20 protein-coding genes and 1 pseudogene are annotated in these 15,484 nt (G+C 70.0%); 9 read left to right on the top strand and 12 right to left on the bottom strand.

Going from position 1 to position 15,484, the window contains the following annotated elements:
* Positions 1 to 96 precede the first annotated feature (96 nt).
* On the top strand, positions 97 to 555 hold the full coding sequence (locus AB0H84_RS03485) for a GatB/YqeY domain-containing protein (protein WP_357597463.1): 459 nt from the start codon (positions 97 to 99) through the stop codon (positions 553 to 555).
* Between the two features lie 192 nt (positions 556 to 747).
* On the opposite strand, the gene AB0H84_RS03480 is transcribed toward AB0H84_RS03485, so the two are convergent.
* Positions 748 to 2,991, bottom strand: a complete 2,244-nt coding sequence (locus tag AB0H84_RS03480; RefSeq protein ID WP_357597459.1) for a transglycosylase domain-containing protein — start codon at positions 2,989 to 2,991, stop codon at positions 748 to 750.
* Between the two features lie 244 nt (positions 2,992 to 3,235).
* Here AB0H84_RS03480 and AB0H84_RS03475 point away from each other — a divergent pair, with 244 nt between their 5' ends.
* A complete protein-coding gene (locus AB0H84_RS03475; RefSeq protein ID WP_090771382.1) occupies positions 3,236 to 3,532 on the top strand; it encodes a WhiB family transcriptional regulator in 297 nt (98 codons plus the stop codon).
* Positions 3,533 to 3,583: 51 nt separating this feature from the next.
* On the opposite strand, the gene AB0H84_RS03470 is transcribed toward AB0H84_RS03475, so the two are convergent.
* Together AB0H84_RS03470 and AB0H84_RS03465 are read right to left on the bottom strand one after the other, a co-directional pair.
* On the bottom strand, positions 3,584 to 4,711 hold the full coding sequence (locus AB0H84_RS03470) for an ArsA family ATPase (RefSeq protein WP_357597456.1): 1,128 nt from the start codon (positions 4,709 to 4,711) through the stop codon (positions 3,584 to 3,586).
* Positions 4,708 to 5,709, bottom strand: coding sequence for an ArsA-related P-loop ATPase (locus tag AB0H84_RS03465; protein WP_357597453.1), 1,002 nt, complete (start codon positions 5,707 to 5,709; stop codon positions 4,708 to 4,710). Before AB0H84_RS03465 ends, AB0H84_RS03470 begins: the two co-directional genes overlap by 4 nt.
* A 77-nt stretch (positions 5,710 to 5,786) precedes the next feature.
* Between AB0H84_RS03465 and AB0H84_RS03460 the strand changes: the two genes are divergently transcribed.
* The 4 genes from AB0H84_RS03460 to AB0H84_RS03445 are packed head-to-tail and all read left to right on the top strand — an operon-like array spanning position 5,787 to position 8,004.
* A complete protein-coding gene (locus AB0H84_RS03460; RefSeq protein ID WP_344998799.1) occupies positions 5,787 to 5,942 on the top strand; it encodes a hypothetical protein in 156 nt (51 codons plus the stop codon).
* Positions 5,939 to 6,397, top strand: a complete 459-nt coding sequence (locus AB0H84_RS03455) for a RidA family protein (RefSeq protein WP_357597450.1) — start codon at positions 5,939 to 5,941, stop codon at positions 6,395 to 6,397. The genes AB0H84_RS03460 and AB0H84_RS03455 overlap by 4 nt, the downstream gene beginning before the upstream one ends.
* 6 nt (positions 6,398 to 6,403) lie before the next feature.
* Complete coding sequence (locus AB0H84_RS03450; protein WP_357597447.1) at positions 6,404 to 7,219, top strand: NUDIX hydrolase; 816 nt, start codon at positions 6,404 to 6,406, stop codon at positions 7,217 to 7,219.
* Positions 7,216 to 8,004 carry an MBL fold metallo-hydrolase gene (locus AB0H84_RS03445; RefSeq protein ID WP_357597446.1) on the top strand — a complete coding sequence of 263 codons (789 nt, stop codon included), beginning with the start codon at positions 7,216 to 7,218 and terminating at the stop codon, positions 8,002 to 8,004. The genes AB0H84_RS03450 and AB0H84_RS03445 overlap by 4 nt, the downstream gene beginning before the upstream one ends.
* On the opposite strand, the gene AB0H84_RS03440 is transcribed toward AB0H84_RS03445, so the two are convergent.
* Positions 7,986 to 8,621, bottom strand: a complete 636-nt coding sequence (locus AB0H84_RS03440) for a Crp/Fnr family transcriptional regulator (RefSeq protein WP_225965682.1) — start codon at positions 8,619 to 8,621, stop codon at positions 7,986 to 7,988. The two genes, AB0H84_RS03445 and AB0H84_RS03440, sit on opposite strands and share 19 nt — an antisense overlap.
* 213 nt (positions 8,622 to 8,834) lie before the next feature.
* Entirely contained in the window at positions 8,835 to 9,275 is a 441-nt protein-coding gene (locus AB0H84_RS03435; protein WP_357597443.1) for a hypothetical protein, read from the bottom strand.
* Positions 9,276 to 9,360: 85 nt separating this feature from the next.
* On the opposite strand from AB0H84_RS03435, the gene nth reads away from it, so the two are divergent.
* The gene (gene nth / locus AB0H84_RS03430) at positions 9,361 to 10,083 is read left to right on the top strand and encodes an endonuclease III (RefSeq protein WP_357597440.1); all 723 of its coding nucleotides are present in this window, start codon (positions 9,361 to 9,363) and stop codon (positions 10,081 to 10,083) included.
* A gap of 53 nt (positions 10,084 to 10,136) precedes the next feature.
* A complete protein-coding gene (locus AB0H84_RS03425) occupies positions 10,137 to 10,784 on the top strand; it encodes a CoA pyrophosphatase (RefSeq protein WP_357597437.1) in 648 nt (215 codons plus the stop codon).
* On the opposite strand, the gene AB0H84_RS03420 is transcribed toward AB0H84_RS03425, so the two are convergent.
* Positions 10,781 to 11,293 (bottom strand): HEAT repeat domain-containing protein, encoded by a 513-nt coding sequence (locus tag AB0H84_RS03420; protein ID WP_357597435.1) that lies wholly within the window; start codon positions 11,291 to 11,293, stop codon positions 10,781 to 10,783. The genes AB0H84_RS03425 and AB0H84_RS03420 overlap by 4 nt on opposite strands.
* Before the next feature lie 81 nt (positions 11,294 to 11,374).
* On the opposite strand from AB0H84_RS03420, the gene AB0H84_RS03415 reads away from it, so the two are divergent.
* A complete protein-coding gene (locus tag AB0H84_RS03415) occupies positions 11,375 to 12,565 on the top strand; it encodes a MarP family serine protease (RefSeq protein ID WP_357597432.1) in 1,191 nt (396 codons plus the stop codon).
* Positions 12,566 to 12,584: 19 nt separating this feature from the next.
* Here AB0H84_RS03415 and AB0H84_RS03410 read toward each other — a convergent pair whose 3' ends face one another.
* The 6 genes and pseudogenes from AB0H84_RS03410 to AB0H84_RS03385 all read right to left on the bottom strand — a co-directional run bounded on the left by AB0H84_RS03410 (position 12,585) and on the right by AB0H84_RS03385 (position 15,411).
* On the bottom strand, positions 12,585 to 13,028 hold the full coding sequence (locus AB0H84_RS03410; RefSeq protein WP_357597430.1) for a DUF309 domain-containing protein: 444 nt from the start codon (positions 13,026 to 13,028) through the stop codon (positions 12,585 to 12,587).
* Positions 13,025 to 13,945 carry an alpha/beta hydrolase gene (locus AB0H84_RS03405; RefSeq protein ID WP_357597427.1) on the bottom strand — a complete coding sequence of 307 codons (921 nt, stop codon included), beginning with the start codon at positions 13,943 to 13,945 and terminating at the stop codon, positions 13,025 to 13,027. The genes AB0H84_RS03410 and AB0H84_RS03405 overlap by 4 nt, the downstream gene beginning before the upstream one ends.
* Positions 13,935 to 14,375, bottom strand: coding sequence for a phage holin family protein (locus AB0H84_RS03400; protein WP_357597424.1), 441 nt, complete (start codon positions 14,373 to 14,375; stop codon positions 13,935 to 13,937). The genes AB0H84_RS03405 and AB0H84_RS03400 overlap by 11 nt, the downstream gene beginning before the upstream one ends.
* A 31-nt stretch (positions 14,376 to 14,406) precedes the next feature.
* A complete protein-coding gene (locus tag AB0H84_RS03395; protein ID WP_357597421.1) occupies positions 14,407 to 14,796 on the bottom strand; it encodes a Na+/H+ antiporter NhaA in 390 nt (129 codons plus the stop codon).
* 85 nt (positions 14,797 to 14,881) lie between these two features.
* Positions 14,882 to 15,208: pseudogene (locus AB0H84_RS03390) on the bottom strand (Na+/H+ antiporter NhaA); the annotation flags it as partial.
* Between the two features lie 14 nt (positions 15,209 to 15,222).
* Entirely contained in the window at positions 15,223 to 15,411 is a 189-nt protein-coding gene (locus AB0H84_RS03385; RefSeq protein ID WP_357597418.1) for a hypothetical protein, read from the bottom strand.
* Positions 15,412 to 15,484: the final 73 nt, after the last annotated feature.

Here is a 15,484-nt window from a genome sequence, read left to right as displayed (position 1 = left end):
CAGTGGCACTGCGACGGCTTTTCTCACCTACTCATGATGCCCGACATCCGGCGGGAGGAGTCCGCGCCGGTCCGCGCAGGCGGCAAGATGGACCGCATGAGCGCATTGAAGGACAAGCTGAAGGCCGACCTGACGGCCTCCATGAAGAGCCGGGACGAGGTACGTCTCCGGACGATCCGGATGGCACTGGCCGCGGTGAACGTCGAGGAGGTCGCCGGCAAGGAGGCCAGGGAGCTGACCGACGACGAGGTCATCAAGGTGCTGACCAAGGAGGCGAAGAAGCGCCGGGAGGCGGCCGAGGCGTTCGGGAACGCGGGGCGGGCCGAGCAGGCGCAGGCCGAGCTGGACGAGCAGGCGGTGCTGGAGGAGTACCTGCCGGCGCAGCTCTCCGACGAGGAGCTCGCGGCCATCGTCGACGCCGCCGTCGCTGAGACCGGCGCCGCCGGGCCGCAGGCCATGGGGCAGGTCATGAAGGTCGTCAACCCGAAGATCGCGGGGCGGGCCGAGGGCGGCCGCGTCGCCGCCGCCGTCCGCGCCCGGCTGGCGGGCAAGTAGCGAGCACGTCCCCCCCGGGGGCCTCTTGCGGCGGGCAAGTGGCGAGCGCGTCCCCCGGCCTCTTGCGCCGGGGGAGGGCTCACCGGTCACCCCGTGTGGCCTGGAAGCCGCTGAGGCGGGCGTTGCGGGCCTCCTGAGGGCCGCTGGGCACACTCCCACGGCGGCCCGGCGGAAAGGGGCCTGGCGGCAGGGTCAGCGGCCGGTCGTGACGACGGGGCCGGTGAACGGGCGGCCGCGTCCGTTCCCCTGCTGGTCCCCGTTCGGCGGGTCGAAGATGTTGAACGGGTCGCCATCGTCCCCGGTCTGCCCCTGCCCGTCCTTGTTCTCCTTCTTCGGCGGCTTGGGCGCGCAGTGCTCCGTGCAGCCGCCGAACCGCGACCGGTCCACCGGCGTGAACTCCGTCGGCTCGATCCCCTTCAGGGCGGTGATCATCGAGTCCTTCCAGATCCGCCCCGAGATGGAGGCCCCGTACACGTACGGGTAGTACCGCCCGCCGATCGTGATCCCGATCAGCTTGTGGGACGAGGTGCCGCGCGGGTCGCCCAGGCTGACGGCCGAGGCCAGGTTGGGGGTGTATCCGGCGAACCAGGCCGACATGTAGTTGTCGGTCGTGCCCGTCTTGCCGGCCGCGTCCCGCCCGATGCCGCCCACCTCTTGCATCGTGCCCTTGGTGAACACCCCGGACAGGATGCCGCTGACCGCGTCGGCGACCTCCTCCTCCAGCACCTGCGAGCACTTCGGCTTGTACTGCTTGGCCTTGCCGTCCCGGTCCTTGATCTCCGTGATCGCCAGCGGCTTGCAGTACTGGCCGCGCGAGGCGAACACGGCGTACGAGCTGGCGATCGTCACCGGGTCGACCTCGTTGACCCCCAGCGTGAACGTCTCCACCTCGGACAGCTTGTCGCCGTCGGCCCGCTTGACCCCGAGCTTCTTGGCCATCTTGACCACGCTGCAGAGCCCGACCTTCTGCTCCAGCTTGAGGAAGAACGTGTTCACCGAGCCCCAGGTGCCGGTCTCGAGCGTCTTGAAGCCGCCGCCGCCCTCGCTGGAGTTGCGCACGGTGTGGTTGGGGTCGCCGACGCTGTCGCCCTTGCAGTTCTTGAACGTGCTGTAGGAGCCGGCCTCGTAGCCCGCGGGGGCGGGGAAGCCGTCGCCGTACTTCATGCCCTCTTCCAGCGCCGTGGCCAGCGTGTAGACCTTGGCCGTCGAGCCCTGCTGGAACCCGCGCCCGCCGCCGTGCGCCGCGTCGGCCACGATGTTGTAGCTCATCTCGTTCTTCTTCTTGCTCCCGCCGAACTTCCGCGAGGCGGCCATGGCCTTGATCTCGCCGGTGCCGGGAACGACCATGGCCTGCGAGGCCACGGGCTTGTCCTTCTTCGAGACGTACTTCTTGATCGCCTTGTCGGCGGCGGCCTGCATCTTCGGGTCGATCGTGGTCCTGATCTCCAGGCCGCCGCGCTGGAGCAGCTTGCGGCGCTCGTCCATGGTCTTGCCGAAGTCCTCGTTGTTGAGGATCTCGTACTGGACGTAGAGGCAGAAGTACGGGAACTTGCTGGCCCCGCAGCCGCCGGGCGCCTTGACGTTCTTCCAGCCCAGCTTCTTCGCCTTGGCCTCGGCGGCCTGCTGCGGTGTGATCTTGCCGATCTCGGCCATCCGGTCGAGCACGGTGTTGCGCCGCTGCAGCAGCCGCTCCCGCGACTCGGGGCCGACGCTCGGGTCGGTCCTGGCGGGGTTCTGCACGGCGCCGGCCAGCGTGGCGGCCTCGGCGAGGCTGAGCTCGGAGGCGGGCTTGTCGAAGAAGCGCCTGGCCGCGGCCTGGATGCCGTGGGCGCCGGCGCCGAAGTAGGCGATGTTCAGGTATTTCTCGAGAATCTGGTTCTTGCTGTACTTGCGCTCGATCGCCATCGCGTAGCGCAGCTCGGACAGCTTGCGCGAGAGCGTCGGAGCGATGGCCGCCTGCTGCTCCTCGGGCGTCTCGGCCTTGTTGAGCAGCACCTGCTTGACGTACTGCTGCGTGATGGAGGAGCCGCCCTGCATCACGCCGCCGCCCGACAAATTCTTGACGAGCGCTCTCGCCGTTCCCTCAACATCGATCGGCCCGTGCTGATAGAAACGGAAGTCCTCGATCGCGATCAGGGCCGTCTGCATGATGGGGGCGACCTTGTCGAGGGTCACGACCCGACGGTTCTCGTAGTAGAACTGCGCGAACTGCTTGCCGTTCGCGTCCTTCAGGACGGAGGGCTCCGGCAGCGGCGGTTCGTCGAGGTTTTCGGGCTTGAGGTTGAGGCTTTCCACAGCGCTCTTCGTGGAGATCCCGGCCCCGCCGACCGCAGGGAGGGCCACGGCCGCGGCCAGCACCCCGGCGGCCGACGCTGCGATGATCAGACGCAGGAGGCTGAGGACGGGGTTGGGACGATCTTTGCGCTGCGCTTGCACGCTACCAAGGGTACGTCGAAACGCTGACCTTTCCGGTAGCAGGACAGCATTTCGCCTTGACTGACGGGGGTGACTAGTCATTCCCGGTCAAGACTGCCGCGAGAAATTGGTCCTCTGGGGTCTGTCGGCCCGAAGGTGTAGTTGCGTACGTTCTCCTCTGCGGCAACTGAATACGGAGGCTCGGCGCCCGCGCCCGTCGGCCCCAAATGAACGACTGACCACCTAAGGGGAGTGGGGTCGAACAATGTGGATCACGGATTGGACCTCCCGTGCCGCCTGTAAGGGTGCGGATCCGGATGCCCTGTTCGTGCAGGGCGCCGCGCAGAACAGGGCCAAGCTCATCTGCCGTGGCTGCCCGGTCCGTACTGAATGCCTCGCCGATGCGCTGGACAATCGCATCGAGTTCGGGGTGTGGGGCGGTATGACCGAACGCGAACGGCGTGCGCTGCTTCGACGGCGGCCCGACGTGGACTCGTGGCGCGACCTGCTCGAGTCGGCCAAGGAAGAGTACGAACGAACCAACGAGCTGATCGCGGGCTGAGTCAGGGCCCGGCGAGCCGAGTACGGCCGGCGCCGTCCGCCGGCCGTACTTTCATGCGCTCGCCAGCAGGTCCCCGATCTGCCGCAGACCCATGAGATCGTGGACATCCTCGGACATGGCGCGAACCTGCACCACGGGCACCGTGGGGTGGGCCGAGATGAAATGTTCCTGCTCACGGCCTTCGCGGGCCGCGAGCTGCATTCGACCGGCGTGCAGCCGCAGCACGGCGGCGGTCAGCTCGTGCTCGCCCTTCGACTCGAGATCTTCCGCGGCCGCGGCGCTACGGGCGGCCGAGAGGAGCGAGGCAGGCGACATGTGCACCCGGTTGACCACCAGGCCGGCCAGCGGCATGCGCTCCTCGGCGAGTCGTTCGACGAAGTAGGACGCCTCCCGCATGGCGTCCCGCTCGGGCGCGGCCACCACGAGGAAGGCCGTGCCGGGGGCCTGCAGCAGCTTGTACGTCATCTCGGCCCGCTGCCTGAACCCGCCGAAGACGGCGTCCAGGGCGGACACGAACGTCTGCAGATCCTTGATCACCTGTGCGCCGAGCAGCTTGGTCAGGACGCCTGCCATCAGCCCGAACCCGGCGTTGAGCAGCTTGAACGCACTGCGCCCTCCGGCCTTGGCGGGCGCCGTGAGCAGCCTGATGAACCGCCCGTCGAGGAAGCGGCCGAGCCGCTCGGGGGCGTCGAGGAAGTCGAGCGCGGAGCGCGACGGCGGCGTGTCCACGATGATCAGGTCCCACTCGTCCGAGCGGCGGAGCTGGCCCAGCTTCTCCATGGCCATGTACTCCTGCGTGCCGGAGAAGCTGGACGAGAGCGACTGGTAGAAGGGGTTCGACAGGATCTGGCGGGCCCGCTCCGGGTCGGCGTGCGCCTCGATGATCTCGTCGAACGTCCGCTTCATGTCGAGCATCATGGCGTAGAGCTGGCCGCCGCCCTCGGGAGAGGTGACCAGGCGCGGGGTGTTGTCCAGCTCGGTCAGCCCCATCGACTGGGCCAGGCGCCGCGCGGGGTCCACGGTGAGCACGACCGCGCACCTGCCACGCTCGGCCGCCCGCAGCCCGAGCGCCGCCGCGGTCGTGGTCTTGCCGACGCCGCCGGCGCCGCAGCAGACGATGATCCTGGTGTCCCGGTCGTCGAGAATCGCGTCGATGTCGAGCACTGCCCGCTTCTTCACGTCGCTCCTTGGGTGCGGATGCTCTCGGCCAGCTCGTACAGGCCGGCCAGGTCCACGCCGTCGGCCAGCAGCGGCAGCTCGTAGCTCTTCAGCCCCGCCTCGGCCAGCGATTCGCGCTCGGCGCGCTCCAGCTGCGTGCGGCGGGCGTGCTCGACGACCTCGTCCGCGAGCGCCTCGGCGAACCTCGTGGCCTCGGCGCCGTCGGCCACCCCGGCCGCCTTGAGCCCGAGCACGAGCTCCCCGATGTCGAAACGGCCCTTGACAGCCGTGTCAAGAGCGGCCTGTGGCAGCTGTGATTCCCGGACCATATTGACGAAAATTCCACCGGTGGGCAGCCCCGCCGATCGCAATTCGGAGATGCCGTCGAGTGTCTCCTGGACGGGCATCTCCTCCAGCAACGTCACGAAGTGCACGGCCGTCTCGGGAGATTTCACGACTCCGTGGACCAGATCGGAGTGGTTCTTGATCGGCCCGACCTTGGCCAGGCCGGCCACCTCCTGGGTGACGTTCAGGAAGCGCGTGATGCGGCCGGTCGGCGGCGCGTCGAGCACGACCGCGTCGTAGATCCTGCGGCCGTTCTTGCCCCGCCTGCGCACGGCCTCGGTCGTCTTGCCCGTGACGAGCACGTCGCGAAAGCCGGGGGCCACGGTGGTGGCGAAGTCGACGATGCCCATCTTGGTCAGCGCCTTGCCTGCCCTGCGCATCCCGTAGAACATCTCCATGTAGTCGAGCATGGCCTCTTCTGGATCGATGGCCAGCGCGTACACGTCGCCGCCCGACGGCGCGACGGCGATCTTGCGTTCCTCGTAGGGCAGCGGCGGCAGGTCGAAGATCTGCGCGATGCCCTGCCTGCCCTCGACCTCGACGAGCAGCACCTTGCGGCCGCCGGCGGCCAGGGCCAGCGCGAGCGCGGCGGCCACGGTCGTCTTGCCGGTGCCGCCCTTGCCGGTGACCACGTGCAGCCGCACGCCGGCCCAATCCGTGTCCGGAGACTCCACGACTCGAGGCTACCGAAGGGTCACTTGCGGAAAGCCGACGACCACCCTTTGAGATTGCTCACACTAATCTGGCCCTCATGAAGAAATGGGAGTACCTCACGGCCCCGGTGTTGATCCACAACACCAAGATGATCCTCGACAACTTCGGCTCCGACGGCTGGGAGCTCGTCCAGATCGTGCAGGGTTCCTCGCCCGAGCAGCTGGTGGCCTACTTCAAGAGGGAGAAGCAGTGACCCCGGAGCAGAAGATCGCGGAGCTCGGCTTGACCCTGCCCGAGGTTCCGGCGCCGGCGGGGGCCTACGTGCCGGCCGTGCGCACGGGCGACCTCGTCTACACCTCGGGCCAGCTGCCGTTCGTGGACGGCAAGCTGCAGCGGACCGGCAAGGTCGGCGCCGACCTGACCACCGAGGAGGCCGCGGAGCAGGCCCGCTTCTGCGCGCTCAACGCGCTGGCCGTGCTGAAGGCCGAGGTGGGCGATCTGCAGAAGGTCATGCGCATCGTCAAGGTCGTGGTGTTCGTGGCCAGCGATCCGGCCTTCACGGAGCAGCCCAAGGTCGGCAACGGCGCCAGCGAGCTGCTCGCCGAGGTGCTGGGCGAGCCGGGCAGGCACGCCCGGAGCGCGGTGGGCGTGGCCGCCCTCCCGCTGGACGCGCCCGTGGAAGTGGAGCTGATCGCCGAAGTAGCCTGAGGCCCTATGACCGATGTGACCGGATTGCCGCTTCCAGCCGAGCTCGCCGCGCGGGCGCGGGAGATCCTCGCGGGGCGGGCCGAGCCGGTCCCCACCCGGGACGCCGCCACGGTGGTGATCCTGCGAGGGGCGGCACCGGAGGTCTACCTGCTGCGCAGGAAGGCGACCATGGCCTTCGCGGCGGGCGCGTACGTCTTTCCCGGCGGCTCGGTGGACGCCCGCGACACCGACCAGGCCGTGGCCTGGGCCGGCCCGTCACCGGCCGCGTGGGGCGCGGTCTTCAACGCCGCCGAGGAGGTCGCGCGAGGGCTGGTGTGCGCGGCCGTGCGCGAGACGTTCGAGGAGTCGGGCGTGCTGCTGGCCGGTCCGGGCCCCGACTCCGTGGTCGCCGACACGACGGGGGACGACTGGGAGTCGGACCGGCTGGCGCTGATCGACAGGAGCCTGGCCTTCGCCGACTTCCTCGCCAGGCGCGGCCTGGTGCTCCGGTCTGACCTGCTCAAGCCGTGGGCCCACTGGATCACGCCGGAGATCGAGCACAGGCGCTTCGACACGCGCTTCTTCGTCGCCGTGCTGCCGGAGGGCCAGCGCACCCGCGACGTCGGCGGCGAGGCCGACCACGTGGCCTGGCAGCGCCCGGCGGAGGCGATCGAGCTGGCGCACCGGGGCGAGATCTTCCTGATGCCGCCCACGTACCATACGCTGACCGAGCTGTCGGCCCACGACAGCGTGGCAGGGGTCCTGGCCGAGCGCCGGGAGATCGTGCCGATCATGCCGCGGGCCGTGGAGATCGAGGGCGAGATGCGGCTGGTGACCAGATGAGCGGAGTGCACATCCCGATCGGCACCCCCGACGGCTCCCGTACCGAACACGCCGAGAACCTGCTCGCCCCCAACCCCTCCGCCATGACGCTCGACGGCACCAACACCTGGGTCATCGGCGAGCACGAGGTGGTCGTCGTCGATCCCGGGCCCGAGGACGAGTCACACCTGCGCCGCGTACGCGACCACCTCGGGGAGCGCCGCGTCACCGAGATCCTGCTCACCCACGGCCACTTCGACCACAGCGGCGGCGCCAGGCGCTTCGCCGAGATGGTGGGCGCCCCCGTACGCGCGCTCGACCCGCGGCACCGGCTCGGCGACGAGGGGCTCGCCGACGGCGACGTGATCACGGTGGACGGCCTGGAGATCCACGTGTACGGCACGCCGGGCCACTCGTTCGACTCGCTCTGCTTCTGGCTGCCGCAGGACCGCGCGATGCTGACCGGCGACACCGTGCTCGGCAGGGGCACCACGATCATCGCCCGCGACGGCGGCCTGGCCGACTACCTGCGCAGCCTCGACCGGCTGAGGGCGGCGGCGGAGAGCCTGGAGGCGCGGGCGCTGCTGCCCGGCCACGGCCCGGTGCTGCCCGACCCGATCGGCGCGCTCGACGGCTACATCGCCCACAGGCGCGAGCGGCTCGACCAGATCAGGGCGGCGCGCGAGCAGGGCGCGCGCACGCCACGCGAGATCGTCAAGGTCGTGTACGCGGACGTCGACCGCTCACTCTGGGCCGCCGCCGAGATGTCCGTCGTGGCGCAGCTCGACTACCTCGACCGGTTGTAGAGCCGGTCCATGTCGAGGATGACCACGGCCTTGGCCTCGATCCGCAGCCAGCCGCGCTGGGCGAAGTCGGCCAGCGCCTTGTTGACCGTCTCGCGCGAGGCGCCGACGAGCTGGGCCAGCTCCTCCTGGGTCAGGTCGTGATGGACCCGCAGACCGTCGTCGGTCTTGGTGCCGAACCGCTCGGCGAGGTCGAGCAGCTGCTTGGCCACCCGGCCGGGAACGTCGGTGAAGACCAGGTCGGCCAGCACGTCGTTGGTGCGGCGCAGCCGCTGGGCCAGCGCGCGCAGCAGGTGGAGCGCCACCTCGGGACGGCCGGTCAGCCAGGGCCGCAGGTCGTCGTGGCCGAGCCCGGCCAGCCGCACGTCGGTCAGCGCCGTCGCGGAGGCCGTGCGCGGCCTCGGGTCGAACAGCGACAGCTCGCCGAACATCTCGCTCGGGCCGAGCACGCTGAGCAGATTTTCCCGTCCGTCGGGTGAGGTGCGGGACAGCTTGATCTTGCCTTCCAGCACGACGTAGAGCCGGTCGCCGGTCTCGTTCTCGTGGAAGAGCGTCTGTCCCTTGGAGAGCTGGACCTCTGTGATGCTCGTACGCAGCGCCGCGGCGCTCTCGCGGTCCAGCGCGGCGAACAGGGGGGCCTTGCCCAGCACATCTTCGGTGTTCACTCTGCCTCCTCTGCTGCCATTGTGACTCACCCCACTCTGCGTGGCACTCACAGGTTATGGGAATGCTGGAGTGTTCTGCGCTTTTAGGACGAGTCGCATCCAGGGGAAAGTTACCGGATGCCCTCATTTCAGGGGGTTTCGGCCCCCTCGGGAGGCAGGCAGGTCCCCTCAGGAGGCCAGCAGGTCGTCCACCGAGGCCACGGCCGCCGCCACGGACTGGCCGAGCAGCACGCGGAGCACGTCGGCCGCCCGGGGGCGGGTGGTGGGGTCGGGCCGGCGGCACTGCCGTACCGCGAGGCGCAGGGCGGGAGGGAGGGCGGCGGTGTCGCCGTCCGTGCGGCCGGTGCCCGCGAAGACCACGAGGTCGGCCCAGGCCCGCATGTCCTCGGCGGCGGAGCCCGGCGTGATGCCGGGCTGCCAGCCGATCAGGACCTGCCCGTGGAGTCCGAGCGCGACGCTCTCATGGCTGAGCCCGAGCCCCACGTTGCCCCGTGCGTGCAGCTTGGCCACGGCGGAGGCGCAGGCCAGGGCCAGGTGATGCAGCGCCTGCCCGTAGAGCGGCCCCGACGTACGTACGAAGTCCGACAGCACCGCACCCTGACCGCTCATGGCCACCGCCTCCCAAGTCGCCAGGTTGTACGCGAGCAGGCCCGTCCTTGGTTCAACCGTTCGCGAGAGCTTCTAGTCTTGCGGCATGGCCACGAACGCGGCGGGGCGCAAGCCGGAGACCCAGCTCGCACTGGTACGGCGGGCGCGCAAGATGAATCGCATCCTCGCGGAGACCTACCCAGAGGCCCATTGCGAGCTCGACTTCGGCAACCCGTTAGAACTTCTGGTCGCGACCATCCTCTCCGCGCAGTGCACGGACAAGCGGGTCAACATGGTCACCCCCATCCTCTTCGCGAAATATCCGACAGTGGCCGACTATGCCGCCGCGGACCCGTCCGAGATGGAGGAGATCATCCGCTCGACCGGCTTCTTCCGCGCGAAGACCAACAGCATCATCGGCATGGCCACGGCGGTGTGCGAGCGGTACGGCGGAGAGGTGCCCGGCAAGCTGAAGGACCTCGTCACCCTGCCGGGCGTGGGCCGCAAGACCGCCAACGTGGTGCTGGGCAACGCGTTCGGCGTGCCGGGGCTCACCGTCGACACCCACTTCCAGCGGCTGGTACGCCGCTTCGGCTGGACCGAGGAGACCGATCCGGTCAAGATCGAGCACGTCGTGGCGGAGCTCCTGCCCAAGCGCGAGTGGACCATCTTCTCGCACCGGGTGATCTGGCACGGCCGCCGCATCTGCCACGCCCGCCGACCCGCGTGCGGCGTGTGCCCGCTGGCCGCGCTCTGCCCCTCGTACGGCACCGGCCCCACGGCGACGGCCGAGGCCGCGAAGCTCGTCAGGCCCGGCCCCTTCTCCTGATCAGGGATCTGATCAAGGGAAGTCATCGGAGCCCCGGCGTGTTGGAGGAATGCGTGACCGAAGTGCCCGACTGGCTCGACCGACTGGCGACGCAGGCTCAGCGGATCAGAGTGCCCCGATACCTGCGTCCGCCGGACGGAGCCGGGCGGGCCGCCGCGGTGCTGATGCTGTTCGGTGAGGGGCCGCTGGGCCCTGACGTCCTGCTCATCCAACGCAGCACGCGCGGGCGCAGGCACGCCGGCCAGCCCGCGTTCCCCGGCGGCGGCGTGGACCCCGATGACGGAGGACCCGTCGCGGCGGCCCTGCGCGAGGCCGAGGAGGAGACGGGCGTCGATCCCTCCGGCGTCCACGTGCTGTGCACGATGCCCGAGCTGTACCTCAACCACAGCGACAACCGGGTCACGCCCGTGATCGCCTGGTGGCGCGAGCCCTCCGCCGTGCACGCGGCCTCGCCCCACGAGGTCGACTCCGTGGAACGGGTGCCGGTGGCCGAGCTGGTCGATCCCGGCAACCGGATCATGCTGCGGCATCCCAGCGGGATGGCGGGGCCGGCGTTCCAGGTGCGGGGGATGCTCGTGTGGGGGTTCACGGCCATGGTCCTGGACACCGTGCTGCGCGAGGGCGGGCTCGAACGCCCGTGGGACCCCACGCGGGTGGAGGACCTGCCGCAGCACGTGATCGACCTGGCTTCGAGGGGTTAAGGGATCTCTCTGAGCGCCACGCCGAGCGAGGCCCAGCCGGCCACGTCCTTGTCGCTGTCGGCGGCCAACGCCCGCAGCGTCTCCAGGCCGGCCCGGTCAGGCGGGTCGCCGAGCACGTGCTGCAGCGCGTACGCGGCGCCGTACCGCACCCTGGCGTCGTCGTGCCCGGCCAGCTCGATCACCGACGGCAGCGACCGCGGGTCGGCCAGGTGGCCGAACGCGATCAGCACCGAGTAGAGGACCATGGCGTCGTGCTCGCTGGCGGCCAGGTAGCGCAGCACCGGCAGCGTACGGTCCACGAACGGCCGCAGCATCCCCATGATGTCCACGCCGAGCAGGCGTTCGGCCACGGTGTCCGCGGCGCACAGCCGGCGCGCCTCGATGAACGACTCCAGATCGCCGCGCTGGCGCAGCACGGAGATCACATGCCAGCGCAGCGGGCCGTCGGGGTCTGTGTCGCGCAGAGCTGCCTCGATGAGATCGCGCACTGTTCCCTCGGCCGGCGGCATACCGCCCAAGCTAGACATGCGGTAGCGCCGTCCTGGCCGAAGACGTGCACACTTGACCGTATCCCTGGTTACCTTTGAAACGTGCGCGGTGATCTGCTTGACCTCATCTTGATCGGCCTCGTGGTGGCCTTCGGCATCTCGGGTTACCGGCAGGGCTTCATCATCGGGGTCATGAGTTTCGTGGGGTTCGTGGGCGGCGCCGTGCTCGGCGTCTTCATCGCGCCGCCGATCTCCAAGGCGGTGGTGAGCGGCGACACGCCGCAGGCGCTGCTGGCCATCGTGATCGTCTTCCTCGCCGCCACCATCGGCCAGTTCGCCTCCTCGACCCTCGGCGCCGTCGTGCGCAGCCATGTGACCTGGGAGCCCGCCAAGGTGGCCGACGCGGTCGGGGGCACGTTCTCCAGCGCGCTGTCCGTGCTGGTCATCGCCTGGCTGATCGGCTCGCTGATCGTCTCGACGGCCTTCACCCCGCTCGTCGACCAGGTGAAGAACTCCGCGCTGCTGACCACGGTCGACGAGGCGATCCCGCAGGGCGCGCGCGACTGGCAGCAGCCGTTCAAAAAGTTCATCGACCGCTCGGAGTTCCCGCCCGTCTTCGACGCGATCGGCGCGGACCAGCTCATCGACGTGCCGCCGCCGGATCAGAGCGTGCTGCAGGGCTCCAAGCTGGAGCGGGCCAGGAAGGGCATCGTCAAGGTCCAGGGCAACGCCGAGAGCTGCAACAAGCACATCGAGGGCACCGGCTTCGTCTACGCCCCCGACCGGATCATGACCAACGCCCACGTGGTGGCGGGCGTCACCCGTGACCTGCAGGTCATCGACTCCACCAACACGCCGCACGCGGCCACCGTCGTGCGCTACAACCCGCGGCGCGACATCGCCGTCCTCTACGTGCCCGGCCTCGGCCTGCCGCAGCTCGCCTTCGACGGCGACGGCGGGCGGGGCGACAACGCGATCATCGCCGGGTTCCCCAAGAGCAAGGGCTTCACCGCCGAGCCGGCCAGGATCGGCCGCCAGCTCGACGCCGAGGGGCCCGACATCTACCGCGACGCCACGGTCAGGCGCAAGGTCTACGCGATCCGCGGCCGGGTGCTGCCGGGCAACTCGGGCGGGCCGCTGCTCACGGTGGACGGGCGCGTCTACGGCGTGATCTTCGCCGCGGCGACCAACGAGGCGGACACCGGCTACGTCCTGACGGCCGAGGAGGTCGCCCCCGACGCGGCCCAGGGCAGGAGCGACACCACGAAGGCCAGCACGCAGCAGTGCGACTGACCCCCATGGGCCGCGCCGGCTAGCTGGGGAGCCTGGCCAGGATCAGGGCGATGGCCTCGTCGGGGTCGCTGTCCTGGCTCAGGCCCGAGGCCGCCTTGCCGACCGCGTCGTACGCGCCGCCGTACCCCTGAGCCTTGGCGGCGCCCCGGCTGAAGAGGGTCATCGCGCCGCGCCCGTTGCCGCGCTGGAGGTGCGTCAGCCCGACGCAGATCTGCGCGAGACCCTGCCACAGCTCGCGCTCCTCCTCGGGCGCGCATTTCCAGCGGCCCTCGAACACCTCGTGCGCGTTGAACGGCAGGCCCTCGCTCAGGAAGCGGCGGCCGTCGGTCAGAGCCTGCTCCATGGTGGGCGCGTAGTCGTCGGGGACCCTGGGCACGCCGGGCTCGCCGTAGGGGAGGGGCCTGCCGTACGCGTCGCGCGGCCTGGCGCTGCGCGGCCTGCCCTCGGGATCGCGGTCTCTCATCGGTCGGGCTCCGGATCGGCCAGCCAGCCCAGCAGCTCGGTGTCGAACACGTCGGGGATCTCCTCGTGGGGGAAGTGGCCGGCTCCTTCGAACAGCCGCCACCGGTACGGAGCCGCCACGTAGCGGCTCGAACCCTGTGCCGTACGCGGCAGGAGGCGCGGGTCGAGCGCCCCGTGCAGGTGCAGCGTGGGGGCCTCGATCTCGGTCCGCATGGCCCTGGCGTAGCGGCGGCCGTCGGGGCGCAGCTGGGAGCGGCCGAACCACCGGTGGTACTCCAGCGCCGAGTGTGCCACGGCGGGGATGCGGAACGCCTCGCGGTAGACCCGCGCGGTCTCGGAGTCGGGCCACCCCGGGCGGGACCACTCGTCCAGCAGCCGGCCCACAAGGGCGGACTCGCGGCGCCTGAGGCGGTGCTCCGGCAGGAAGGGCAGCTGGTGGCCGAACGTCTGCACGCTGGCCTTGAGCTGGCCGAACGGGTCGGTCAGCAGCGCGCTGCGCAGCCGCAGCGGGTGCGCGGCGGACACGGCGACCAGCCGGCGCACGCACTTGGGCTCGAGCACGGCCATCGTCCAGGCCAGCAGCCCGCCCCAGTCATGCCCGACGACGATCGCCCCGGTCTCGCCCAGCGCCCTGATCAGCCCGGTCGCGTCCGCGGCCAGCGTGGGCAGGTCGTAGCCGCGCGGCGGCTTGTCGCTGCCGCCGTAGCCGCGCAGATCGGCCGCGACCGCCCGGTATCCGGCCTTCGGCAGCGAGACGAGCTGGTTGCGCCAGGTCCACCAGAACTGCGGGAACCCGTGCAGCAGCAGCACCAGCGGTCCTTCGCCCGCCTCGACGACGTGGAAGCGGGTGCCGCCCGCGTGGACCGCGCGATGCGTCCAGGGCCCTTCGATCTGTACGACCGACTCATCAGGTGCCATCGCGGGTCACCGGCTCCCGATCGGGACGGAGCGCGGGCAGCGTCTCGTCCTCGGGCGTGGCGATCTCCTTGAGCCCCTTGATCGACCTGGCGGTGCGCTTCATCCCGGCCAGCCCCTTGAGCCGCCTGATCCCGATGAACACCAGCAGACCCGCGACCAGCAGGTAGAACACGGTCACGATGAGGAAGGCCAGCCAGTTGGGCAGCCACTGCGCCAGCACGTACGCGATGGTGAACGAGGCGAGGATCAGGCACAGGTGCGCCGTGAAGGCGGCGGCGGCGAAGAGCCCACCGGCCATGCCGACCCGCTTGGCATCGAACCTGAACTCGGCCTTGGCCAGCTCGATCTCCGAGCGGACAAGGTCCGAGATCTGACTGGTCGCCTGGGCGACCAGCGAGCCCAGGGATTCTTCCTCGGGAGTCTGCGGCATGAACGTCTCCTATCGAGGCCTGGCGGCCGTGTCAAACATCATCCAGCGCAAAGCGATGCTTGCGCACCCTCACGTGCAGCAGCACCGCCGCCAGGATCGACGCGACGACGCTGGCCGCGAGGATCCCGGTGGTGACAGCTTCGGCCCGCTGCCGGTCGTCACCGTACGCCAGGTCGCCGATCAGCAGTGAAACCGTGAACCCGATCCCGGCCAGCAACGACACCGCCGCCATGTCCCGCCAATGCAGCTCTTCCGACAGTTTCGCCAGGCCGAGCCGCACCGACAGCCAGGCGCCGCCGAACACGCCGAGGAACTTCCCGAGTACGAGTCCCGCAATCACTCCCAGAACTACCCGATCGGAGAAGATAGCGCCCAGGCTTGATCCGTCCAGCTTCACCCCCGCCGACAGGAACGCGAACACGGGCCACGCCCAGCGGCACCAGCGTGTACTTCTGGTGCGGCAGCAGGGCGTACGCGGCCAGCAGAGCCGCTCCCAGGAGCAGCATGAGGACGTCGACGTGGCTCGTGTAGAAGACGGCGATGATCGTGATCGCGCCGAGGTCGTCCACGACCGCGCAGGTCAGCAGGAACGCGCGGAGCGCGGCCGGCATCGCGCTGGCCGTCACGGCGAGCACGGCGAGCGCGAAGGCGATGTCGGTGGCCGTCGGGATCGCCCAGCCGCGGGCGGCGTCGCGCTCGCCCCAGCTCACCAGCAGGTAGACGACGGCCGGTACGGCCATTCCGGCCAGGGACGCGATGATCGGGAGGGCGGCCTTGCGGACGTTGGCCAGCTCGCCGTGGACCAGTTCCGCCTTTACCTCGAGGCCCGCCACGAAGAAGAAGATCGTCAGCAGGCCGTTCTGCGCCCACTTGTCCAGCTCCAGAGGGGGCCGAGCCGGGTCCCGCGGAGCGCCTCGTAGCTGTCGGGGGAGAGGTTCGCCCAGGCCAGGGCGGCGATCGTGGCGGTGAGCATGATGACTCCGCCGATGGTCTCGGTGCGGAGGGCCTCGGCGATGGCACGAGTCTGGGTACGCATGGTAGTCCTCTGGTCGGAATGCCGCTTTTCATGCCGACCAGACTTCCCGGCACACCTGCGTACTAGCGTACAC

Origin of the sequence: Nonomuraea sp. NPDC050786, assembly GCF_040654115.1 — a bacterium.
Lineage (GTDB): Bacteria > Actinomycetota > Actinomycetes > Streptosporangiales > Streptosporangiaceae > Nonomuraea.
The sequence above is the reverse complement of the archived record's forward strand: the minus strand, read 5'-3'. Positions and strand labels throughout refer to the sequence as shown.